Genomic DNA, 24,202 nt, shown 5'->3' with positions numbered 1-24,202 from the left:
GGGATAGTAGGAACGATAGTGACGTACTAACCCTTATGCTATAGAGATGGTGGTAAAAGAAAAGAACATATGTACAATAATTAATAATGGTAATTACACAAAATAAATAAAGTTTGGAGGGACTATGAGAGATACTAACATTTACATAATGAATTTAGAAGCTAAATATATTCTGAAAGCTATGGAAAAAGACAAAGAACAAGGATATAAAACAGAAGGAAAGAAACTTATTCGATTATTTACTGGGAGTTTACCATATTCTTTAGAATCTATAATGTTGGAAGAAGAATTTAATGGCTCTATAGAAAAAAGTGAAAATGACGTGCAATTTACAAAAACACTAATTAATGTTACTTTTAGTGGCAGTTTGAAAGAGGCTGAGGTAGATGAAAATGGTGAGAAAAAGCTGGATGAAGATGGTTATGTAAAGACAAAAACTGTTAAAACAATAAAGGAAGTAAGAAAAGAATCATATAAAAATGGATTTGTAGTTGATGGTATAAAATACGTTTTATATAAAAGAAGCAGTAGTAAAGCAAGAAATGGTTCTGTTTTATTTATTAAGGAAGATATGTATAATACGATGATGGAAAAAACATGGCTAGGACTGAAGTGGGAAGAAAATGAAGAGTGTGATTTAGCAAGCATGAAGGCTTATGAAGCTCTGACTCTCAGTGGGATAGAAGATGTAGTAACCATACCTGTGGAGTCTATTTTTATTGTTAATGATATAAAAAAGAGTTTTACTACTATAGCAAGTAGAACATTTTTGAGTAATGGTAAGTTGGAAACTAGAACTGAAGAAATGGTTAGAAGCAATGATATATTTGATGGAGAATCTTTGTTAGATAGCAGTTTGTTTAAAAATGGAAAAGGTATGATGCTATTAAGACACTCGTTTTTCAAGAGCTGTGCATTTAATACAAACATTCAACAATTTTTTGAAGACAATAAAGATAAAATAAAAGATGCTAAAATTAAAGATATGTTTGGCAGGGAATATGATGTTTCAAAAATAAAATTGATTACAACTCCAAACAGCTTGAAATGGCTTAAATTCAGCTATAAATTTAAAGGTGACAAAGAATGCTATGAATATTGGCTAAATCATATAGATAATAGATTTGGAGTGTGTAAAAGTGAGAAATCTAGCCATTATTACAATTATAATCAGTTATCGTACCAGATGATTAATTCGATGCCGCTTTTTAAAGAGGATATAGAAGAAATTATGAAGGATGAATTAGATTATATAATGCAGCTAAAAAATGATATTCGAGTCTTTAGAAAACATATTTCGCTAAACAATATAAGCTATAGCCGAGATATGATTTCGAATTTGCTTGCAATTAATGATAATATACAATACACAAAAATGTACAAAAACTTTAAAAATGATACTGTTAATAAGTATAAGAATGTGTTAAGAAAAGGAAAAATCAAAATACCAAATACTGATTATGCTGTACTATGTGGGAATCCGTATGAATTACTTCTGCATTCAATAGGAGTAGAAATAACTGAAGAAAATACTTTACATAAAGGCAAAGAGATATATTGTAGTGCTTATAAAAATGGCGAAGAATTAGTTGGTTTTAGAAATCCCAATATTTGCAGTGGAAATGTACTTATAGCTAAAAATATATATAAGAAAGAATTCAAGTATTTTAATTTTACAAAGAATATTGTAATAATTAATTCTGCTGATAATGATATATTTGACAGGCTTCAGGGATGTGACCTTGATAGTGACACAGTGCTGTTGACCGATCATCCTATTATAAAAAAGAGAGCTAAGGAAGTAGAAAATGATGTTACTCCAATAAATAATATTGTATCACAGATTAAAAAAAGACCATACAATGAAATAGAAATGGCAGAAATAGATAATATAATAGCTAACAATGTTATAGGCAGAATTGTGAATCTATCACAGATTCTAAATAGTTACTATTGGGAGACCAAGAAAAATGCTGGAGATAAGGAATTGTTGGACATCCTATATAAAAATATCTCTTTACTGTCCAGTTTGAGTGGAACGGAAATAGATAAGGCAAAAAAGATGGTAGACTTAGGTGAAAGTATAGATGATATTTTAAATAGTATAAGTTTAATAAAATACAAGGGAGAATACATTCTTAAAACAGAAGGAACTGAAGTTAAAATTAAGAAAACTAATTCTAAAAAAGGTAAGATTAAAGGTAAAACAGAAATTAAGGATAAAATGGTGAAACCATATTTTTTTAAATATTGTGCGGAAGGCAAAGAATATTATTTTAGGAAATTCGATACAGGAATGGATTATGTAGAAGATATTCTGGACAAGTTACCTCATGCCAAACATACTAAAACGATACCTATAAAGGATGTGCTATTTGAAAATGATAAGAAAAAGGATGCTAATAGACATCAAATAAGTGCTATAAAACAATTGGTAAAAAATCTAGATACAGAAATAGACAAAGTTAGGTTATCGGAAGAGGATGGAAAGAATATAATTATAAAGAATTTGAAGAATGAAGTAATAGATAAAATCAGGAAAATGAAAGTAACTACAGCTACAGTGATGGCTTTACTTAAAAGAATTTATAAGGAAGAAGCAAAAATCAAGACAAAAGAAGATGAAGAAATAAAAAGATATGGAATGTTATTATTAGGATGCTTATATAAAGCTCAAACGCAGGTAGTTGTTGATTCTTTTAAAATTTTATCTAATAAAATAGAAGTCTTAAAAGAGGATGAAGATGGAGATGTTGTTTTATTTGGTAAGAAATATAAAGGGGTGAAAGCTCAAGAATAGCTTAGTAGGAGGGTTTAGATACTCTCCATATTTTTATTTTCACGCTTAAAAAATTTTTTCGTCAAAAAAATAATAAACTTCTTACGAAATTAATTTTGCCGAAGTTTGGATAATAGGGGATAGAAATTACTATCATCCAATAATATGGTTTGATTTAATTATAAAAATATAATGAGGGAGAGTGAGGCAAATTTATGACAAACGAAAATGTAAAAGAAAGGTTAAAAAATTATTTAAGGGAAAGAGGAGTAAGAAACAATTTTATTGCAGAAAAAGTTGGGTTATCGGATACAACTATTTGTTTATTTTTAAAAGGTAAACGTTTACTATCGGATAAAAAACTGAAACTAATTGAAGATTTAATAAATAAAACGGTTTAGGAGGAAAACCAATATGGGTAATGAAAACAAAATAGAAAAAATAATCTACAATCTACAGGATGAAGATGGCAGGTTGTATGGTCACAACTTTAATGTTACTGATGAACACATTATATATGACGAAAATGAAAATAAAGTAGATTTAAAAGAAATTATTTTTGGAGAAATATATGCAAATGAAATGATACTACATTTAGAAAACGAGGATAGGTATTTACTGGCTTACGAGGGTATAGAGAAGCTTACCGTGTCCTCATAATCGTAGATAAAACATGGATTTTATCAGCTTGAAATACGCAGCAAATGAAAGAATGAGGGAGAAAACGAGAGAATGAAAGGAGAAAATTTATGAAATTACAAGAAAAATTTATAACAAGGAAGGAAGTGGGTAGATGGTAGCTATTAATAATATGCCTACCTTGTAAATTGTGGACTGATAGGTGTTTGCAATTCTTAGGGATGAGAGTTAGCATGTACATATTGATTACAATAAATCGTTGGGACTTCAGTGGAAATACTTAAAATTAAAATAATACATAAAAATAAGTAGATAGAAGGAGATTAAAAATGCTTAATTATAAATACAAAACATAATAGGCAATAGACAGGTGTTTGGTGTAGTAATAATAGCTACATCATTTTTATGCAAAAAAATATAATGTCGAAAGAACTAAAAAATAAATTTCCGGATTGGTGTAAGTTTGAAAAATTAGAGAATAGCAAATATGACTTACTTATGACAGATGATTTAGATTCATGGGCAAGTTGTATAGTTTTAAAGCATTTATTTGGCTTTAAAGTTAAGTATTTTGTTGATTTTAATCAATATTATATGGATTCTAAAGGAAATAAAACTGAATGCCAGCAGGTGTATAAAGTGGATGAAGGTATAGATAACAATTTGATCTGTGTGGATTTTGCTAGTGAAAGTATGTGTCCTGGATTTGATAATCACGTAACTATGTTATCAAGTGAGGATATACCAGATAAAAATAAAAACTCTACCAACATAAATGATATCTATAACATTACTAATGTAAACTATTATGATAAATTCAGTGGAAGCACATTAATCCAGATCATGAGCCTTTACAACATAGATGTTAGTAAGTGGATAGAGGAACAGAAAATGGTTTTATGCTGTATAGATGGATTATACACAGCATTTGATGTATGGAGATGGGATTTTCGTCCTAAGCAACGTGAATATCTAAAGTTATTAGGGTATGAAGAGTTGATTGAACTTATGGAATTTCATGTGGCCAGGAATAGGAAGAGGGATTTTGAGGTACTAAAGAACAAGTATAGGCTGGATTCAAAAATTGAAATAAATATAGATGGCAAGCTTGAAACAGATATAGAACTGGTTGAATTAAGTGATTTATTTGGAATAGATTTATCACTACCTACGGACGGTTTTGGTGAGTTTAAAAGATATGATAAGATATTTAGAAATTTAAATAAGAATCCCATAACAGAAGATGAAGGGCTTTGCACTGATAATGAGAAATTATTCAATTTTGCTGTTACGGGCAAGGATAAAATTATATACTCTAAAAGTAAAGTTAGTTGACATATAGAGAGGAGTGAGGAAATTTTATGAAGATAATAGATATAGGGTTTAACAATCTAGTAGTTGCAGAAGAAATACAATTAATATTATCTGTGGATGGGGTAAGTATTAAAAGAAGAATAGCAGAAGCAAAAAAAAGAGAAATGTTAGTAGATATCACTAAAGGTAGAAATAGAAGAAGTGTAATATTGTTAAAAAGTGGTATTATAGTACTGAGTAGTGTAAATACAAAAACGCTTGTAAGGAGGATACTAAAAGAAGCCAATGAGGTAGGAGCTTAGGTGGAAGGGTAGGTGTGAGAGGGAATAAAAAGTGAGTTTTGAGTGTTTTAATCACATTTGGCTACATAAAATTGTTAAAAAACGCATAATTGAATATTCTGAATAGATATGCACTTGTTTGTGTACATATGATATGTGGCAGTAAATATAAAATAATATGATGAAGCTTACGTTAACTTATGAAAAAATCAACGGAAGGTTGAACTATTGAATATGTATCATACTCTTACTATTTAATCTAATTCATAAAAGCATTTCATAGAAATATATTGTGTAAAAATATATTGAAGTATATAAAAAAAACTATGTAATCGTATTTGATGATTTGATATAATAAAAGAAAAAAATATATACAATGCTTTTTACTTAAAAATTTAAATAAATTTTTTGGTAATTATATAAGAAAAATTAAAGAAAACATCAAGTTTAGGAATCAATAAGGTTGAAGAAGCATAAAATATATTGAGAAAATCTAATATTGAAAAGAATTGAAAGAAATGTTAAAATTATAAGATTACTTAAAAATATTTTTTGGTTGATTTGTTGCGAAAAAATAATATTTTTAAATATAAAATTGGGAGGATGATGTGAGAGTGTGTTTTTATATCGGTATTGAAGATTTAGCGGCTAATGCATTAATTGAAACATTAAAAAAAGGTAAAAAACGTTTTTTAACTTATAATGAAATCGAAAATTATGGTTCCAGAGTAATTCAATTTTTAAATAGAAATGGAGAAAAGGCTATACTAATTTTATCAAGAGAAAGTACAAATGAGTTATTTAGAAATTATTCTGAGTATTTTGAGGAACGAGAGGAAAGAGGTATCAAAGGTATTGCATTAAAAGAAAATAAAAAAATTGAAGATTTAATTGAACAATTTAGGGGATATCTTGCTTTGGATGTTTTGAAAGCTTTTATAGATGAAAAGTCGGTTCAAGTCTTAGTATCCTAAAAATGAGTGAAGTCAAAAGATTAAAAGACCCTATTTATGGGTATATTGATATTCCCACAAAATATATAAGTAATATTGTTGATATATCGGTTTTTCAAAGGCTAAGGAGGATAATTCAGACAAGTTATTCTCCACTTTATTCGTCAGCGGTACATAATAGATTTGTTCATTCAATAGGTGTATACCATCTTGGAGAGATAGCATTCAAAAAATTAAAAAAAGAAATTATCCATAAGTTTAAGAGTGAGTTGAAGTTAGAGAGAATTGGTGAGGTGTTCTTACTTGCATGTTTACTTCATGATGTGGGACATGCTCCTTTTTCACATACTGGTGAGGGATTTTACTTAGATAATGACAAAGGATATTTTTTATTACATAATAAGTTGGCAGAAGTGGTGGATTGTGAAAAATTTTTGCAAGATGTTCCGAAACAAAAAAGTGCAGCAGCAGCTCCACATGAGATAATAAGTGCTATTGTTGGTCTAAAAGAATATCCTGATTTTTTTATAGAACCTAGTGAAAGAGAATTTTTTGTAAGATGTATTACGGGATATAAATTCTCTCAAATTAATGAAGAAAATAGTTTGAAAAATTGTTTTATATCGTTATTAAATTCAAAAGTTATTGATGTAGATAAATTAGATTATTTAATTAGGGATGCATATATTACAGGATTCGATACAGTAAGTATTGATTATGAACGTTTATTATCATCTTTGACAGTTTCAAAAGTAGATGGACAATTTGAACTAGGATATTATAAAAATGCAATCAGTGTAATTGAAAATGTTGTTTATGCTCATGATTCAGAACGTAAATGGATTCAAAATCATCCTGTAGTATTATATGAAGCATATATTTTGCAACATGTAATGTCATATTTAAGTTCAAAAATAGATTCGGGAGATAAAAAGTTATTCTCATTAGAGTGTTTAAGTAAGAGTGGGCAAAGTTTTGATAATAATATAAAAGTAAAATTAATGTGTGATGATGATATTATTTATCTCATGAAGAATATTTATTCTAATGAATTAAGTGAAGAATATTTTGAACGAAAGAATAGAAGACATCCGATTTGGAAGTCAGAGGCAGAATATAAGGCGTTCTTCTTAGGATTTACTAAGGGGGGAGAATTACTAATTGAGTTTGAAAAGGCTATGGAAGCTACGGCAAATTATTTGATTAAAAGTACAGATTCATGGGTAATAGATGATAAACTTATTAAAAAAATTAAGAACGAATTAAAAGAGTTAGAAACTATTGAATTAGATGAAATGACTAAAAATGTTCAAAAAAGACAGAAGAAGGATATTCTAAAAATAATGAATTGTTTAAAAGAGTATTCAGAACAAAAAAATATAGAATACAACTTTATTATTTTAATGGCATCACAGTTCAACAGTGGATTTAGTAAACCAGACTTTTCGGCTATCAATATTATGTTTAAAACAGCCTGTAGTGAAAAGATAGCTAAGTTTGGGGATATAGCTTCTTCATTAAATGCAAAAGAAAAAGAGCGTAATAATTTCTTCTATCTGTTTTATAAGAGAAAAAATAGTGAAGACTCAGATATTGATAATGCTGAGATTTGCAAAAAATTATTTATGGAATTTTTATTGTAGATTTGAGCTAAACATCTTTGTCATTGAATGGATTAAAAGATTCTAAGTTATTTTAGAATCTTTTTTACTTTTATATTTATTAATATATTATATATAATAGTATAATGCATTGTGTGATTTTTACCTATAGTTCATTTAGGGTATACAACAAACATACTTGAACTCACTATCTCACAAATGGCTTGATTACATGCTTAAAGTTCAACAAAATCGTCCGTAAATATAATTGACTTCAAACGAACGATTTGGTATAATCAGTATATATAATGTTAATGAGGTGGCGGTATGAAAACATATTTTTACATAAGAGTTAGTTCGAGAGAACAGAATACAATAAGGCAAGAAATAAAAGCAAAGGAACATAGTATCCCTCTAGCGAATGTTTATATTGAAAAAGCCTCTGGTAAAAATATAACTGATAGACCAGTATTAAATAACTTAATGGCAGCTCTTAAAAGTGGCGATAAACTGATAGTTGATAGTATAAGTAGGTTTGCAAGAAATACAAAAGATTTACTTGCTTTGATAGACCAATTGAATAGTAAAGGCGTTATATTTGTATCCCTTAAAGAATCAATAGATACAACCACACCAACAGGAATTTTTATGTTAACAGTATTTGGAGCTGTAGCACAATTGGAGAGAGATTATATTAAAGAGCGTCAAATGGAAGGTATATTGGAAGCCAAGAAAGGGGGAAAATATAAAGGACGTAAAGCAATAGAATATCCCAAGCAGTGGGATAAATATTACAAAATGTGGAGATGTCATAGTATTAAAGCAGTAGATGTTATGAAAATATTAGATTTGAAGAAAACAACTTTTTATAAATTAGTTAAACAATTCGAAGTGGCGAAATAGTAACTATTTACAAATAATTTGAATTAGTATAAGTGTAACAAAATTAAAAAATGCCAATTATGTGTGTGAATAAATTTTATTATTTTGTTTAAGATTAGTTGCAACAATGATATAATGTAGGTGATTATAATATAGTAAATAATTCTAGGGGAAACATAATGGCAGAAAGATTTGATATTGATAATATTACTAAAAAAAATTATGATGTTGGGATATTAGGTGATGATGTTATAAGTCAATTTGATTTAAAAATATCAAAAAGAAAAATATATTTTAGTAATGATAAAATTTTATATACTAAAAAACATGCATATAAGTTTAAAAATATTAAAGAATATAAAAAATGTGTCGAGGCTACTCCAGATATAATAAAGAATCCTGATTATATTGCAATGCATCCTAATGGAAAAAGTATTGAATATATAAAGAAGATTGATTCAATAGTACTTGTTGCAGTAAGAATAAAGCCTTACGGGGATTTATGGGTTAAATCTGTATTTCCAATAACACAGGCTAAATTAGATCTATATATAAAATCTGGAACAGCAAAAAAATTCAAGAAATAATTGACTGGATAATTATTTTTATGTATAATTTAAATAGGAAACGAATAGATTATAAATAGGATTATTTGAGGATAGAACAGGCAGCTATCGCACCTAGAAATAGGTCTTTAAAAGAGATGTGGGGTACGCCTTCCCACTAAATAATCCGGTTTTTAGAGCATCTTCTTGATGGAAGGTGCTTTTATAATTCAAAGAATTAATTGACTTATGACTGATATGGTGGGGGTACATTTCCATTTTTAAATGACTTTGAATTTGAACAAATCGGCTGCACTGTTCAAACTACACACCACGTCTATTTTTTAGGGATAGACATATAGATATACATTAATATATACAGTAATAAACTAATTTATAGTGAAGAGAGGTGCAATATAATGGATAAAGAACTACAAAATATATTACAACAGCTTTTAGAAGGGCAAACAAATCTTAAAAATGAGGTTAAAAAAAATTCCATTAAACTTGAATCAATAGAAAGAGAGATAGATATTATTACAGAAGTGCAAACAGCCCATAAACAACAAACAGAATTTTGTTCTAAAAATACAAATGCGTTGATAGAGGATAAAACTAAATTTATTAGCAGGTGCATTAAAGAATGTCTCTAAAGATGTTTCGGAAATTAAAGAAAGTATTGAAGTTTTAAAGGAAATGGCTGGAAAACACGAAGTCGATATAAATATATTAAAAAGAATACCAGTTTAAATTTTGGTTTTTTATAAATTGTGATTACAAAGTATGCTAAAAGATTGCATACTTTTTTATTGCAAAAAAATTATTAATGAGAAGGAGATTTGATATAAATGATAAAAAGCAGTTTGAGGTTTCACTATAATGGAATAAATAGTGATGATATTGGAATTATAAATGTTAATGTAGATACCAATGGAATGTTACAAGAACCTTTTATAGCAAATAGAACTTTAAACAAAACAAGAATTAAAGGAAGGGACAGGGCTTATTTTCAAAATATACAGGAAGAAGGAAAAACTTTTGAATTAGAACTAGCATTTAGTGACGATGTTATAATGAATAATGCTAAACAGAGAGAAGTTATAAGGTGGTTATCTGATAAAAATGGCTATAAAGAATTATGGTTTGAAGAGGATTGTATTATGATAGATGATATGTATGATTTGACCAAGCCCAAACGAATTTACATGGCAACAATGGTAGGAGCCAGTAATCTAAATCATTTTGGGTTAAAAGAGGGTTTTTGCACAGTGAATTTTGAAACCCAAAGTCCTTATTGCTATTCATTAGAAAAAGGTAATTATGATTATGAAGTTAGTGAATCAGAACAAGTAGATGAGTATGATACTAATGATACAGGAAGTAAAATATATTTCTTTAATCACGCTGATTGGAATATTCTACCTCAAATAAAAATACAAGTAGGGCAAGTTCCGGGAAGCGATATTTATAATCAAGGTATAAAAATAATAGGTCAAAAAATTGATGACTCTGCACTTGGAGGAAATAGTGAAGCTAATGATGGGTTTCAAAGAAGCTATACTATTCCTGTTACAGATTTTTCTAATTTTCCTGTGTTTGAATTCTATGAAGGCAAAAAGGCTTCAGGATTTTTTCAGCTTCTTGGAACTGTTTATTATGGAGAAAAATTCATTTTGGGAAATAAAGGAACTTACGAATTCGATTTGGGTTATGGGAAGCCATACAATAAGCTTGAAACATCTAATATTTTGGTGCCTGTAACAGCTACAAAGGCACACAATACTTTAGTTTTTAATAAAAATAGTTGGGTCGATGATGGATCAACGGTGACTATTGGCGATATGTGCTTTGAATATGATTCAAATAACTTATGTTCATCCACCAATATACCAGTTGATATATCGAATTATGTAAAGCGTGCTGAAGGTATTTTATATTTAAATAGTAATTTATTACCTAATCAAAAAATTTCTGTAGGAGATACAAAATATACCTGTATTTCTGGAACAAATGAACTTATAGTGAAAATGACCGACCATCTATTGACAGATGGTAGTGAAATAAATTATTTAGTAAATACTGACAGGAGTGCTTTAGTTAATGATAATGTAAATATAAGTACAAAAAGTACAAAAAACATTTCTCAATGTTTACTGAGAAATATTACAAGAAATTCTAGCGATTTAGGAATTCGAATGATGAAGTACATCGATAAAGACTTTTTGATGTGTTTATGGGATGGTGAGTCTGGAGAAGATTACCAGCAGGAAATTGATAATCTTTCTGTAAATGGAAGGCTTGTAATAACATTTGATGACCAGGTAAATGAATCTACAGTTAATAATGATACAATTCAAGTACGAGATACAGAGGGAAATCAAATACAACAAACATTTGACATATCAAGCGATAAGAAAGTCATAGGTTCTACTCCAAAAACTGCTTATGCTTATGATACAGATTATTACTTATATGTTTCGAAAAGTGTAAAAGATATTAAAGGAAATACTTTTAAACAAATTAGGAAAATAAAGTTCCATACTATGAAAGAAGATAGTACAATTGAAACAAATAACTATATGGGAATAAGCACTGTAAAAGTCTTCAATATTTATTCATCAAAGAAAATAGACAGCTCAACAGTAACTGATAGCACTGTTTATGTAATAAAAAACGGAAGTGGTATACATGAAAATATAAATATAAATTTAATAGATGGTGGAAAAACAATTAGTGTAAATCCAAAAACCAGATATGAATATGGGGAAAGCTATAAACTTTATATTACAGGGGTAAAAGATACAGATGGTAATAATATATTATCAGCTACAAAAATAATTTCTTTTTCTATAGAATCAGATTTGAATGAAACAGTAATTGATGATGATTCTTTTACTTTAATAACCAATGCATTTATTGATAAATCATTGAAGATAGTATTTGATAAAAAATTAAGTAGTGAGTATATCAATGCTGGAAATACAGTAGTCCTAGAAAATGAAAGTGGAAGCAATATTCCAATATATGCAGAAATAGATTACAATACCAATACTTCCAACATATTATTGATAACACCAGTAAATTCTTTAAGTTATAATACAGTTTATTACTTATATGTATCGGGAGCTGTAACTTATGCTGATGGTTCAAACATTGAATCTCCTAAAAAATACAAGATTATAACTATGACACAAGAATATGCTGAAGGATATAATTCCTCAACAAATAATGTTGAAACTAGTGTTGTTGAAACAGGAGATTTGAATTTATTACATAATGATTATAATTTGGTAAATACCGACAAAGTTATAGTATACGACTTTGATAAAACTATTGATGAAAGTACCGTTACAACAGACAATATATATATCTTAGATGGATATGGCAATAAATTTACTAACTTTACACCTCAAATAGGCCTTGCCGGTGAAGGAATTAGATTTTCACCTAATACAGTTTGGGGTGCAGATGAAAGCTATTCTATTTATATAACTCCAAATGTTAAGACTACTAATAAACCAAGAGTTTTTGCTTCTTATGCTCCACCAGATACAAATGGAAATTTAGGGGATTACGATAACGCAGTGAATATCTTCCAAAATATGGGGTTCGAAGTAATAAAAACGAATGATTCTTATACGGTACAAGGTAATACTATAGTTGATAAAGATGGAAATATAGTCGTTTTTACAAATACAGATATAATAATTGGACAAGATGCAGGTTATGCAAGTACTGATTTTGATAGCCCTGGAAACATAAAAACAGGAGTAACAGTAATATCTATTCCGCATAATATCACAACTTATGGTGCGCACGTAATATGTGGAAAAGATAGAATTGAAACGAAACAAAGAATGCAAGAATGGGCTGATGAGATAAAAAATAGTGCGTGGTTGCAAGGTCAATTATATTTTAAGGATACGAAAATAGTAACATTTACAACTAAATCTCAAAATGAACATGTTTCAATAGATTTAGATAATACGATTGCACTAGATAGTGATGCATTATTAGCCACTGATATACCTAAAAAAATAGTAGACCAAACTGCTGGAGATACTATTGATTTATATGAGGATCGGTTAGATAAAATAGATTTTACGGTGGATTCAAATATGTTGGTTCCCAATACTGTTCCTCAAGGGGCTAAGGTTTATGCAGGCCGGGCAAGTGATGGCGAAAGTAATCCTAATAAAGATGATTTCTTAAACGCAAAAGATATTTTACAGCCACTCGGATATGAAATAGTGGATACAACTAACATGACATACAGCCAAAAATCTGCAATTGTATTTCATGATGGTGATCTGGTTATAGGTGGAGAGCTTGCCGGGAGTAAATCTTCAGATTTTGATGCTAACGGAAATTTAAAAACAACACCACCTCAAGCTGATGATCCTAACGATACAAGAATAGAAAGAATCTCTGGTATTCCTAGAGGTATAGTTTTCTATCCGGCACGAAGGCTTCAAGGTTCAGGGGATGACCAAGGACGTATAGGAACTAAAAAAGCTATGCAAGACTGGGCTAATTTAATAAAGCAAGCTCAAAGTGGTGATTCATTAGGCGAAGGATATGAAGGGAATTTAGCATTAAATGGTATTACAGTAAAATATAAAGTTCCTACTGATGCATGTATATATGGTACTGGGGCAGATTATTATAACGGAATTCGTTATTTAGGAGATATGGGATATACTTTTGTAAATGTTGGTTTAATGAGTACATCTGAAAAAATGGCAATTCCATATAAAGAAGAAGATTTAGTTTTGGGAGGAGTTTCAGCTTCTGATACAGTAACAACAAGTGGAACTACTACAACTGTAACAGGAATCCCGTCTATAAATATAGGTAAGGCCAAAAGAATAGGTGGAGCCGATAGATATGAAACAGAAAAGTTGATAAAAGATTATGCTTCTAGTTTAAAAGTAAGTGGAGTTGAAGCAGGTGATATAGTAAAGTTAAAAATTACTATAGATAATGCAGATAATAATACTATAATAAAGACAGATAGCATTAGTGGGGATGAAGGAAGTCAATCTTCTACATCTAGTAATATAGATGAAAATATAAGGATTGAATATCATATTGTAAAATCTATTAAGCAATTAAGCAGAAATAGGGTGTATATAGAATTCGAAGAAGATATACGCACTTTGTATTATATAAAAGAAATTGAAATAACTGATTTATACAAGTTATATGATACGAGAACTGCTGAAGACTATTTATTTAGTGATTCCTACCAAATTAAAATAGGTGATACTAAATTACAAACTATGATAGATATAGTAAAGGCTGTAAATAATACCGGAACTTATGGTGTTGAATACAGTCAATATACTTTTAAACATTCAATAGTATTAGCACAAATTTATTCTGATAATGAAATACAGTTTCAAGCAATTGAATATGGAAGTAAAGGTAATATTCCTGTTAGTCTTATAGATAAGCTAGATTCTAAAAATAGATTCTTAACTTCATCTTTAGAAGGAGGAGAGGATTGTACCCAGGATAATGCAATAAAAGCTTTGGCTGAGACAATATTAAAACAGAATGATGAAAAAGATAGATACAATAAAGACCAGTATGATGTTAGTTATACAAGTACAAAACTTACTGTGACACATAAGATGTGTGGTGAAAAATACAATAATATAATATGTTTGGCTAATGTAAATCAACAAATACAAACGCCATATATAATAAATAACACTGGTACTGGTGTAGACAATGGTAGTTTAGTTAATTTAGATGATTATTTAACAAGAGAAAAATCTATAGCTAAGTGGGATAATAATACATTAATAGATGGAGAAGACCCAACTATTGAAACTTGCATAGCTAAATTAAAATCAAAAATTACAACTAATCAACCTGAAGTGGTAGCAAGTTATATGAAGAATGACGATGGTACAGATGATGAAACGGGTTTAAATATTGAATATGCTACAATAGGAGAAGCCGGAAATATACCGTTAAATACTACCTGTGTAAATGGAAGATTGTCAGGTAAGAAGCTTACTGGAGGATTAGATGGGTTACAAACTGGAGAAGTAATAACCATGAGTTGTGAAGATGAAACTATAGTAAGTAGCTTAGGAAAGGACAGATATAAGAATTTTAATAATAATTGGCTAAGGATACCATTGGATGGCGTAATGTTGAGAGTTAAGAAAGGTAATTTTATAATAACATTTGCTTATAGAGAAAAGTATTATATTTAATAATAACTAAAAAGTCTTTTCTCTTTTAGGGTAAAATATAAAAGAAAAAGGTGTGATGTTATATGAATGATACACGTATAGAAAGATATTGTACTCCATTAGAATCATTAGAAGAATCATTGGTTGAAATGCAAGAAATGAGAAAAAGCAAAGCACCTGGCAAAACATGGAGACAGTTAAGAGAAGAATTAAAGGGACAAAAGGACAATTAAAAAATCTGATAAAGATGATACTAGAATTCCAGCAGATTCAGAGATAGTGAAAATGATAAAGACATATTGCGAATAGATATTTATAATATAATGGTTATTATGTAAAATATGTAAAAGTACAAGCTTGAAACAGGCATTGTACTTTTTTATATTTATAAAAAAATTTTATGTATAAAAAATAAATTTTAAAGGAGACGATAAAATGATAAATAACGAAGAATTAGAAAAAACATGGGAAGAAATATGGAAAGAACATGAAGAGGATATGAATAAAAATATTTCAATAATTGTAGAAGATGATTTAAGGGAAAAACTGATAGGTATATTTGGAGTTTTTGATAGAATTACTTATGAAATAGATTGGGAGTTAACAGAAGTCAGATATGGGAGGAAGATATGTAGTGAGGATGAAAATATATTCTTTTCTTATAAAAATAAAGTTTTTGAAGGAATAGTATACTTATTTGATTACATGTCGGATTGTCACATAGAGGGAAATTTTGTAAAAGGGTTAGTAGAATCTTTTAAATATTTTTATAAGAAATTAACTGAAAGTAAGAATATAGGGACAAAGGAAATTTTTATACCTAGTCAACAAGCCACTGATATGTATATTTTAATAGAAAAGATGTTTGATAAAGATGTTAAACGAGGATTTAAGAATAATGTCTTAGATTATTTATTTGTTTCACAAGGACAAGAAATTGGTAAGAAGGTGTTTATAGGTAATCTAGATGCGTTAAGCTATGTATACAATAAAATTGCAAATGCAAGGGAAATTCCTAAAAAGTTTAGAATAAAGATAAGTTTATAGGATATTTAGCATTAAAACGTCAAAAATGTGAAAAATATGTTATAATTTTCATATAAGTTGTGTTGTAATTATAAAATATAATTTACATAAGGTAGGTGATTTATATGAAATACAAGAATTTTTTTTGTGATGATAAATATAAAACAACTGATGATAAGATTAAGATGTTGATTAATAATTTAATTAAAACTTTTAGAGAAGAATGTATTAGAAAATTTTATCCCAAATGGCGTGGTAATGAGGGTGATACACAAGTTTTTGTATTTAAATTAGAAAAAAAGCTTCTTAGTAAATACGGTAAAAAAAGAGAGAATATTATTACTGTTAGATTACAAATGGAACAATTGGATGTTGAAGTACTTAATAGTACTATTGTAATGGAAAAGAATTTCATTATACCTCAAATGCCACAGATAGCAGTCTTATAACGTTATATGAAGATATTAACAGCGTATTTATTCCTCAAATTATAAATGGATAATATACTTAAATATTGATATATTATCACTGAATCGTTAACTAGAAAATTAATATAATGTTACAGAAAATACCCTTTTAATGATATGTGTAGCAAAAGTGTTGTTAATAGAATATACGAAAACCTCTGAAGAGGATAATCAAATCAGGGGTTTTTATATTATTTTGGTTGAAAATATTTTAGCATGGGATATATAAATGTTGTGTATAAGTAAATAATTAAAGCAAAGGAAGTTAGCGTATGATTGGAATTCTAGGAATAATATATTTTATTGGTTTTTTAGGAACAATAATATCGTGTATCTCAATTACACTAAGTAAAGCAAGGAATAATAAGAGATTAAAAAAAATTTGGACTAGATTACTAATACTTTTTATATTTATGCTTGTAATTGGAATAGTAGGAGATAAATATTTTGCCCCCAAAAGTAGCAATCAGGTCAATGCTAATGTACAACAAGAAATAACCAGTGGAAATAGTACCGACCCTGTAGTTATAACAGTAAAAGATTTTTTTGTTAATGATATTACCGGTAATAGCTTTATTCAATGTGATATATCCATAAAGAACAATACAAAATATAATTTAATTGTTGGAATGACTCTCGATTATGATGACTGTTATATGGATGGCGGAGGTGAAATACATTTATCATCTAAATCTGCTGTAGGCTCTAATTACACCACACCATTTATGACCTATTACAGCAGTGAAAGTGATATTGATAAAAAATTAGTAATACATAATTTAACTAAGGCAACTGTTGATTACTGCATAGTTAAAATTAATGGTGGAGATAAACAACTATCAATGGATGAATTGAAACAGTTGGTAAACAGCAATAAATAAAGTACAAGCTTTAATATTAAATTACAATGTGTAAGTTATTATGCTAGTATATTCCAAAAGTTCAATAGTTAGTATGAGAGCTTTTTTATAGGACATAAGATCTAAGTAAGTAATATCATGAGGTGGTAAAAATGAAAAATATATAATCCATTTATGAAATGGAAATAGTAACGAGTAAAAATGCATAAAAATCATATATATTAAGGTAATGCAATAATTGATTGTTATGAAAGGCATAGAGAGGTACCTTTATGTGTAAAGAATAAGGAAGATAACTAGGCATTGATTTTTTTTATTTACAATTGAAGACTAGTGTTATATGGAAACATTAATAGTAGTTATTTGCAGGAGTCTGGTGTTTTATGCACAATAATGATTTTTTTGGAATAGATAAAGATAATTTATAACTGGAGGATAACTAAGAGTATTATGGATTTTATAAAGAAATATTTTAGAAGACATTTAAGGGTATTATGCATGATAATAATATTATTAATGCCTATTATTTTTACATTAGTATTTTCGACATATGTTCTAGGAGGAATGGGTTCATTAATGAAAAATATACAAAACTTTAATGGCAAACTAATACTTGACCAAAATGATTTTCCAAAGTTATCAGAGACAATATATTATCTCATTTGTACCTATACACTTATTGTTACAGCTATATTTAGTTGGGCTATTTTACAATCTAGTATTGAGAGTAACAAATTAGCAAAAGAAATAAAAAATAAGGAAGATAATAAAGAGAATGAAGTAATAAGGGAAAATGCTTTAATTGTATATTATGATTTAATTTTAGGCATAAAGGATTTGAGAAAACTATATGTGAGTAGAATAATAAATCAAAAATCGGCTGTTCCTAAAAAGTTATTTTTCAGTAATGAATGGATAAAAAATGTAGCTGTTCTAAAAAATCACTTATCATCGGATGAAATGAGTTGCATATATAACTTATATGGTAGATTTTTAACAATAGCGGCATTATTAGATGAAAGACAAACTAAGAAAGATTATTTTGAATCATTAGATGAAGAAATTAATAATTTGAGCTATGAAATATATTCTTCAATATTTCCCAAAGAATTTCTTAAAAGTTACGAGGATGACGAAGTTAAATTATTAAATCGGAAATATTATGCCTTATTAGGAAGGTTACGATATTTAACATATAAAAAAGAAGAAATTAAAATGTTAACAGATAGTGATAACGTGTTTACTGTTTATTTAGGAGAGAATATTTCATATAAAGGTGAGTTAAAGAATGAAAAATATAATGGAAGAGGGTGCTATTATTCAATTGATAGTAAAAATCTTAAATATGAAGGCTTATTTGAAAATGGTTACTTTGTTTCAGGAGTAACTAAGGAATTTTATGATAATGGTAATAGAATGTATGAAGTTGAATATAAAAATAGTAATAAAATTAAAGGAAAGCTTTTTTATAAGAATAACGATAAATTGTGTTATGATGGTGAATTTGATGGTGATGGAATAAAAAATGGTTTTGTGGAAACATACTATACTAATCACAATATACATTATAGAGGCGATGTAAAGGACAATAAACATGAAGGATATGGTGTAGAGCATTATAATAATAAGTCTAATAGTGTTAGATATGACGGTAATTGGATACAAGGCATCATACAAAGTGGTAAATATTTTGGTAAAGGTGAAAGAGATATAAAACATTTTGAAGGAGAATTTAGAAATTCAAAGCCATATAATGGACAAATCAAATATGGAAATTTATATTTCGAAAAAACCATAAACGGATTTGAGGGTGAAATTAAAGAAGGTGAGCCATATGAAGGAAAAGGAATGGTATTTTTTCGCGATTATTTAGATAGAGATTATGAAACATATAGTTATATATGTGAGGAGGAGGAAAATAGTTACGCTGAATTTGATGAGGATTATGACTTAGATATTGAAAGACAATATAGAGAGTCTAGATTTAAAAATACTAAGGATAGATTTTCAAGATGGGAGGAATATATAGAAGCAGAATGGAAAAATGGTCAATTTGAAATTAAAGATGTTAATGATATTCTTAATAAAGAAATATTTACTTATGAAAATGAAAATCAATAGGTTACTAAGATTTAGAGTTATAAAAAGTTCAAAAGTATAGTATAGCTTATATATTTATATATGTTAAGGCTATATGTACTACACATCAGGGCAATCGCATGATAAAAATTTAATTTTAAAATCAAGGAATATTTTTTAATTATATTTCTCAAATTCAAAATATATACAGAATTAAATAGGCATTCTATACTTTCATTTACTTATTTATTAAACAATTTTCTGTAAAATCATTCAATAATATTCCAACTCAATACCTAAAATGGAATTTGTTTTTCGTATGCGATTACCCTTTACCACACCAGAAAATCGGTAGTAGAAGTATAGTTTTAAATTAAAAGATATAATTGTTTATTTAGTGAATAATATTTAAGTTTTATACAAATACAGCAAAGTAATATATGGGAGACTAAATATATGAATGAAATTTTATTAAAATCTAAGGATAGTATAAATACTTTTTTAGGAAGTATAGATTTACTTATTAAGGATAATCTTACTACAATTAAGTGTTGTGATATGTATGAGTTATATTTTCACTTGTTCAATCAATTAAAGATTTATAGAGGAACCTCATCGGGTTTTATGGGATACTCAGAATTGTTATTATTTAGGTTTTTATATAATATGTTTAGTGAAGAATTTAGTGTTATACCATTTACTAAAGATGTTAATATCTTTAAAATTAAAGACAAAAGAGAAGTGTTTTTATCACAAGGTGCAGAAAGATATAAAGTTAGTACTAATAAGAAAATTGTGCCCGATATTTCAGTTAAATGCAAAAGTAAACTTATAGCGGTATGTGAAATTAAAGTTTTTTTGACCAATGGAGTAAGAACTATTAATGATGTATTTTTAAAGTTAAAAGAACTACAATATATTTATCCTGATGTTTATACTGTATTGATAATTTATATTAATCCTGGGAAAATGGGTAGTCAAATAAAATTATTGGAGGAATATAGTAGACAATATTTGTGGTTTAACTATATAATTCTCCAAGATAATAATCAATATTTATATGATTTGATAAAAGATAAACTAAATCTTACAGAGTATTTAATCAATTCCTAGCTTTATTTAAATGTGGATAGGGGTGAATTAAGAAAGTTAAACATACATCATAACCTAGACCCTCATTCTAGGCGATTTGGAATGATATACTCTTATTAAGATATGGAAGATGTCTAAATTTTGTTATGGTATATACTAATATAAATAGGGAAAAACATATATCAACTAATAATAGAAAAAGGATGAAATAGAAAAAGGATGATATGGATGAAGATGAAATTATGATGCAGGCATTAGGTGCCGATGCAGAAGATTTTGAAGCTCAAAAAGGAGTATTTTGAATAACTACTATTCCAGAAGACTTTGGTACAGTTAGAGAAAAATTAGAAAAGCAAGGTTTTGATTTTCTGTCCGCAGACATTACAATACCTTTATAACTATTTTTAAGTAGAATTTTTTATGATTTTTATAAGTACATTCTATTATTGTTGTTACAGATGTTAAGAAAAAAGTATAAATGTACTTGATTTATAATTACAGTAAATATGCAATTAGATTGTAAAGGAAATAAATTTAGAAATTATAATTATTATAAAGGTTTTGCATGGGAAATAAGCTAGCTTGTTTTCATTTGAAAATTTACTTTGTTGAATATGGTATATGAGAGGCTATAAATAAAGATAAATTATCCTTCTTAAATGAAGTAAAGATGTTCTGATGAGGAGAAAATAAAATAGCGGGTGTTTATAATGAAAGCAGTAGAAATAGGTAAATTGATAGTAGAAAACAACTCACACACAATTACAAGTGATGAATTGAGTAAATGTATAAAGCTTCTTCCAATAGAATACAGGAATGTTGAATCAAAAGTATTTATTCATGAAAATTGTAGAGAATATTTTCATCTTTGTATAAAGAACATGAGATTATTGGATTTGATTGGTACAATGGAAGAAAAGGTATTTGAAAAAATAAAAAGAGATAGCATAATTGAAGGTATTTATAAGCGTAATAAGAATGAAATTCATATTTTTGAAGACAAAATACGTAATTCTATTTTAGTAAAGAAAAAACAATTTGAAAAATTAGATGAGTGGCAATATGTTAATAATGATATTTGGAAGAAATATGAGAATATGTGGACTAAATATAAAATAATTTATGACTTAATTCACGAAATGACTCATGCTATTCAATTTAGCAAAAATAAGTTTACTATAAGCTTTAAGGATATGATAAGAAAATGGGACGATAAAAAGTATGAAATAGATGCTGTGAGGAGAAGTGAGGCTATTTATAAAAAATTAGATAAAAACTTTATTGAGATACTAAAGGCAGAGGGGATACATGTGTACCATCAATATGAAAATGAATTGTATATAGGATTTAAGTATAATATAAAATATAAACGCACTGATTAATAATGTTATGGCCTACATAAAAATGGCCAAATTTTATCTGATATAGTACTAGTGAATTTTTATTTTTTGACTTCTTATTTAACTAGATATATAATCTAATTGCAAATTAAAGTTAATAACTTGAATTTTATAAAATACTTCATGATACAGATAAGCTAGTTTGCGACCTAGCTTATTTTGTTTTTTGAGATTATAAAAGACATTTCAAACTTGTCCTATATACCACTCACAAGTAATACTGAATTTGTGAGTGGGTTATTTTGGATTCTGAAGTGTAGATGGCCAGCGATGAACTTGTTAAAATGATTATTGACATATCTGAGAAACAGCTATAAAGGTAGTATATAGTTTAAATAAGTTTGATTTAAGAGTTTTTAGGCCTAAATTTTTCGTAGTGATTTTTAATTTCTTCTATAGTTCCAGTTACCTCAATATGTGCATGTGTGATATCTTTGAAAAAGCTAGCCACATACTTTTTAAGTATATCTTGTTTTGGTGTAGCAGGAATTCTTTCTGTATGGATGTTAAAAAATCTCTTTATAGAATTTTCTGAAGATAAATCTATAATATCACATATTCTATCAATCACTTTAATTATACCATAATTGATTTTATTATTGTTAATATTAGTTTCATTAAAGTTTAATCCAAAATTGGGAAACTTTTGTTCTAGTATTGTATGTAATTTAGTTGATATTTTGTTAATTACTTCCCTATTATTATAATTAAATATGCAATACCCCATAATACTAGGAAGTTCTCCTAATTCGTCAGGTTTAAAGCAGTAATGTAGGTCTTCTTCTTTTAGTGCCTCATTTACGATTCCTGTACAGGAAGCACAAATAATCCTATATTGCTTTGATATGTTATTAATTAATGTTTCTAAATCCTTCAAAATTTTCTCGTTATCCTTAAAAAACTTGGGAGACTTTAGTGAGTCTATTTTCTCAGATAGGTTAATATTAATTTTGTCTATTTCTATATACTGTAGTCCTCTTTTTACTCTTAAAAGGTCATTGTATACAGGTTCAATAAAATCAGTTACTTCATTTTCTGATAACTTGCCAGGAAATTTTATTTTTGTATAGATATTCGTTGCTGTTACGACAGTTGATATTGTTCTAATGATTAATGAAATGTTTTCAATAAGCATAATTTTCACTCCTTTAGTTAAGAAATATAAACTTATAGTACTATTATAATGAAGTTTAGTTAAATGAATCAATAAAATATCAGTTTTATCTAGATAAAAACAAAGAAAATAAGTTAAATTTTTACAACCTTCAGACTTGACTTTTTTGTAAAGCTATACTAAAATAAGATTAAAGTTAAGTTGTTGTCCGAGAGTAACGGAAGTAAAGAATCTTACTCAATTTTAAGTTTGTTCCCGAAGGTAACGGAAACGTAAAATATAGAATCTTACCTAATTTTAAGTTTTTCTTCTGAGAGTAACGGAAGTAAAGAATCTTACTCAATTTTAAGTAAAACCTCCTGAAACTAGGAGGTTTTGTTGCTAGGAGAATTTTTAATGAGACTGAAAGTCGTAAATATAAAAGAAGAATTTTTTAATATATTTGATTTTTCAACTGAAATAATGACCAATGAGGATAACGATAATAATAGACCTTTTTTATTAATTTTGTCTCTAAGATATAAAAGTAAGAAACAGTCTTTTGCAATTCCATTTCGGTCAAATATTCAAGTAAATAAATCAACGAAAGGTTTGTATTTTCCTCTACCTAGAAGATATACAACTAGGCCACACCATGCACATGGGCTACATTACATAAAAATTTTTCCCGTTTTAACTAAATATTGTGATAAGTTTGTGATGAATGAAAGTGACTATACTGCTAAACTTATGCAATATATAGAAAAAAATATTTCAAAAATAGTTGGACAAGCACAAGAGTATTTAAAAAAATATGAAGAGGGTTTCAGGGCTAATTATTGCACTAATATAGATAGATTATTAGATACCATAAATAACTATGAGGTGGCAAAATACTCTGAACAAAGTATACAAACTCAGGAACAAATTGCATTTGACAAGGAAGCAAAGAAAAGTAGTTAAATTGAAATAAAAAAGATTA

Annotated in this window: 20 protein-coding genes and 1 pseudogene; 20 read left to right on the top strand and 1 reads right to left on the bottom strand. The window is 27.9% G+C overall.

Annotation, left to right across the window (positions count from 1 at the left end; genetic code table 11):
- Window positions 1–124: 124 nt before the first annotated feature.
- The 19 genes and pseudogenes from ACJDU8_RS02430 to ACJDU8_RS02340 all read left to right on the top strand — a co-directional run bounded on the left by ACJDU8_RS02430 (window position 125) and on the right by ACJDU8_RS02340 (window position 22,109).
- Window positions 125–2,800: a hypothetical protein gene (locus ACJDU8_RS02430; protein WP_406790553.1), complete on the top strand. Its 2,676-nt coding sequence runs from the start codon at window positions 125–127 to the stop codon at window positions 2,798–2,800.
- Between the two features lie 194 nt (window positions 2,801–2,994).
- Entirely contained in the window at window positions 2,995–3,180 is a 186-nt protein-coding gene (locus ACJDU8_RS02425; RefSeq protein ID WP_406790552.1) for a helix-turn-helix domain-containing protein, read from the top strand.
- A 13-nt stretch (window positions 3,181–3,193) separates the two neighbouring features.
- Window positions 3,194–3,439: a hypothetical protein gene (locus ACJDU8_RS02420; protein ID WP_406790551.1), complete on the top strand. Its 246-nt coding sequence runs from the start codon at window positions 3,194–3,196 to the stop codon at window positions 3,437–3,439.
- 399 nt (window positions 3,440–3,838) lie between these two features.
- The gene (locus ACJDU8_RS02415; RefSeq protein ID WP_406790550.1) at window positions 3,839–4,753 is read left to right on the top strand and encodes a hypothetical protein; all 915 of its coding nucleotides are present in this window, start codon (window positions 3,839–3,841) and stop codon (window positions 4,751–4,753) included.
- A gap of 26 nt (window positions 4,754–4,779) precedes the next feature.
- Window positions 4,780–5,034, top strand: a complete 255-nt coding sequence (locus tag ACJDU8_RS02410) for an extracellular matrix/biofilm biosynthesis regulator RemA family protein (protein ID WP_406790549.1) — start codon at window positions 4,780–4,782, stop codon at window positions 5,032–5,034.
- 587 nt (window positions 5,035–5,621) lie between these two features.
- Window positions 5,622–5,987, top strand: coding sequence for a hypothetical protein (locus ACJDU8_RS02405; RefSeq protein WP_406790548.1), 366 nt, complete (start codon window positions 5,622–5,624; stop codon window positions 5,985–5,987).
- Window positions 5,988–5,989: 2 nt separating this feature from the next.
- Complete coding sequence (locus ACJDU8_RS02400; RefSeq protein WP_406790547.1) at window positions 5,990–7,609, top strand: HD domain-containing protein; 1,620 nt, start codon at window positions 5,990–5,992, stop codon at window positions 7,607–7,609.
- A gap of 285 nt (window positions 7,610–7,894) precedes the next feature.
- Entirely contained in the window at window positions 7,895–8,470 is a 576-nt protein-coding gene (locus ACJDU8_RS02395) for a recombinase family protein (RefSeq protein WP_406790546.1), read from the top strand.
- Between the two features lie 158 nt (window positions 8,471–8,628).
- Window positions 8,629–9,036 carry a PBECR3 domain-containing polyvalent protein gene (locus ACJDU8_RS02390; RefSeq protein ID WP_406790545.1) on the top strand — a complete coding sequence of 136 codons (408 nt, stop codon included), beginning with the start codon at window positions 8,629–8,631 and terminating at the stop codon, window positions 9,034–9,036.
- Between the two features lie 377 nt (window positions 9,037–9,413).
- The gene (locus tag ACJDU8_RS02385; RefSeq protein WP_406790544.1) at window positions 9,414–9,647 is read left to right on the top strand and encodes a hypothetical protein; all 234 of its coding nucleotides are present in this window, start codon (window positions 9,414–9,416) and stop codon (window positions 9,645–9,647) included.
- Between the two features lie 195 nt (window positions 9,648–9,842).
- Window positions 9,843–15,224, top strand: a complete 5,382-nt coding sequence (locus ACJDU8_RS02380) for a phage tail domain-containing protein (protein ID WP_406790543.1) — start codon at window positions 9,843–9,845, stop codon at window positions 15,222–15,224.
- A gap of 62 nt (window positions 15,225–15,286) precedes the next feature.
- Window positions 15,287–15,436 carry a hypothetical protein gene (locus tag ACJDU8_RS02375; RefSeq protein ID WP_406790542.1) on the top strand — a complete coding sequence of 50 codons (150 nt, stop codon included), beginning with the start codon at window positions 15,287–15,289 and terminating at the stop codon, window positions 15,434–15,436.
- 202 nt (window positions 15,437–15,638) lie between these two features.
- Window positions 15,639–16,250: a hypothetical protein gene (locus ACJDU8_RS02370; RefSeq protein WP_406790541.1), complete on the top strand. Its 612-nt coding sequence runs from the start codon at window positions 15,639–15,641 to the stop codon at window positions 16,248–16,250.
- Between the two features lie 104 nt (window positions 16,251–16,354).
- Window positions 16,355–16,678, top strand: coding sequence for a hypothetical protein (locus ACJDU8_RS02365; protein ID WP_406790540.1), 324 nt, complete (start codon window positions 16,355–16,357; stop codon window positions 16,676–16,678).
- 290 nt (window positions 16,679–16,968) lie between these two features.
- Window positions 16,969–17,577, top strand: a complete 609-nt coding sequence (locus tag ACJDU8_RS02360) for a hypothetical protein (RefSeq protein WP_406790539.1) — start codon at window positions 16,969–16,971, stop codon at window positions 17,575–17,577.
- 555 nt (window positions 17,578–18,132) lie between these two features.
- Window positions 18,133–19,677 carry an MORN repeat-containing protein gene (locus tag ACJDU8_RS02355; RefSeq protein ID WP_406790538.1) on the top strand — a complete coding sequence of 515 codons (1,545 nt, stop codon included), beginning with the start codon at window positions 18,133–18,135 and terminating at the stop codon, window positions 19,675–19,677.
- Between the two features lie 414 nt (window positions 19,678–20,091).
- Window positions 20,092–20,748 carry a hypothetical protein gene (locus ACJDU8_RS02350; RefSeq protein WP_406790537.1) on the top strand — a complete coding sequence of 219 codons (657 nt, stop codon included), beginning with the start codon at window positions 20,092–20,094 and terminating at the stop codon, window positions 20,746–20,748.
- Window positions 20,749–20,939: 191 nt separating this feature from the next.
- Window positions 20,940–21,110 (top strand): annotated as a pseudogene (locus ACJDU8_RS02345) (YebC/PmpR family DNA-binding transcriptional regulator); the annotation flags it as partial.
- Between the two features lie 327 nt (window positions 21,111–21,437).
- Window positions 21,438–22,109 carry a hypothetical protein gene (locus ACJDU8_RS02340; RefSeq protein ID WP_406790536.1) on the top strand — a complete coding sequence of 224 codons (672 nt, stop codon included), beginning with the start codon at window positions 21,438–21,440 and terminating at the stop codon, window positions 22,107–22,109.
- A gap of 364 nt (window positions 22,110–22,473) precedes the next feature.
- On the opposite strand, the gene ACJDU8_RS02335 is transcribed toward ACJDU8_RS02340, so the two are convergent.
- A complete protein-coding gene (locus ACJDU8_RS02335; RefSeq protein ID WP_406790535.1) occupies window positions 22,474–23,262 on the bottom strand; it encodes a hypothetical protein in 789 nt (262 codons plus the stop codon).
- A 375-nt stretch (window positions 23,263–23,637) separates the two neighbouring features.
- Between ACJDU8_RS02335 and ACJDU8_RS02330 the strand changes: the two genes are divergently transcribed.
- A complete protein-coding gene (locus ACJDU8_RS02330; protein WP_406790534.1) occupies window positions 23,638–24,183 on the top strand; it encodes a hypothetical protein in 546 nt (181 codons plus the stop codon).
- Window positions 24,184–24,202: the final 19 nt, after the last annotated feature.

The sequence above is a fragment of the Candidatus Clostridium eludens genome (assembly GCF_045310515.1).
In the GTDB taxonomy this organism is placed as follows: Bacteria; Bacillota; Clostridia; order Clostridiales; family Clostridiaceae; genus Clostridium_B; species Clostridium_B eludens.
The sequence above is the reverse complement of the archived record's forward strand: the minus strand, read 5'-3'. Positions and strand labels throughout refer to the sequence as shown.

Coding starts and splice junctions, on each gene's coding strand:
- ACJDU8_RS02430 (WP_406790553.1), top strand. CDS start 125: ATGAGAGATACTAACATTTACATAATGAATTTAGAAGCTAAATATATT.
- ACJDU8_RS02425 (WP_406790552.1), top strand. CDS start 2,995: ATGACAAACGAAAATGTAAAAGAAAGGTTAAAAAATTATTTAAGGGAA.
- ACJDU8_RS02420 (WP_406790551.1), top strand. CDS start 3,194: ATGGGTAATGAAAACAAAATAGAAAAAATAATCTACAATCTACAGGAT.
- ACJDU8_RS02415 (WP_406790550.1), top strand. CDS start 3,839: ATGTCGAAAGAACTAAAAAATAAATTTCCGGATTGGTGTAAGTTTGAA.
- ACJDU8_RS02410 (WP_406790549.1), top strand. CDS start 4,780: ATGAAGATAATAGATATAGGGTTTAACAATCTAGTAGTTGCAGAAGAA.
- ACJDU8_RS02400 (WP_406790547.1), top strand. CDS start 5,990: ATGAGTGAAGTCAAAAGATTAAAAGACCCTATTTATGGGTATATTGAT.
- ACJDU8_RS02395 (WP_406790546.1), top strand. CDS start 7,895: ATGAAAACATATTTTTACATAAGAGTTAGTTCGAGAGAACAGAATACA.
- ACJDU8_RS02390 (WP_406790545.1), top strand. CDS start 8,629: ATGGCAGAAAGATTTGATATTGATAATATTACTAAAAAAAATTATGAT.
- ACJDU8_RS02385 (WP_406790544.1), top strand. CDS start 9,414: ATGGATAAAGAACTACAAAATATATTACAACAGCTTTTAGAAGGGCAA.
- ACJDU8_RS02380 (WP_406790543.1), top strand. CDS start 9,843: ATGATAAAAAGCAGTTTGAGGTTTCACTATAATGGAATAAATAGTGAT.
- ACJDU8_RS02375 (WP_406790542.1), top strand. CDS start 15,287: ATGAATGATACACGTATAGAAAGATATTGTACTCCATTAGAATCATTA.
- ACJDU8_RS02370 (WP_406790541.1), top strand. CDS start 15,639: ATGATAAATAACGAAGAATTAGAAAAAACATGGGAAGAAATATGGAAA.
- ACJDU8_RS02365 (WP_406790540.1), top strand. CDS start 16,355: ATGAAATACAAGAATTTTTTTTGTGATGATAAATATAAAACAACTGAT.
- ACJDU8_RS02360 (WP_406790539.1), top strand. CDS start 16,969: ATGATTGGAATTCTAGGAATAATATATTTTATTGGTTTTTTAGGAACA.
- ACJDU8_RS02355 (WP_406790538.1), top strand. CDS start 18,133: ATGAAAAATATACAAAACTTTAATGGCAAACTAATACTTGACCAAAAT.
- ACJDU8_RS02350 (WP_406790537.1), top strand. CDS start 20,092: ATGAATGAAATTTTATTAAAATCTAAGGATAGTATAAATACTTTTTTA.
- ACJDU8_RS02340 (WP_406790536.1), top strand. CDS start 21,438: ATGAAAGCAGTAGAAATAGGTAAATTGATAGTAGAAAACAACTCACAC.
- ACJDU8_RS02335 (WP_406790535.1), bottom strand. CDS start 23,262: ATGCTTATTGAAAACATTTCATTAATCATTAGAACAATATCAACTGTC.
- ACJDU8_RS02330 (WP_406790534.1), top strand. CDS start 23,638: ATGAGACTGAAAGTCGTAAATATAAAAGAAGAATTTTTTAATATATTT.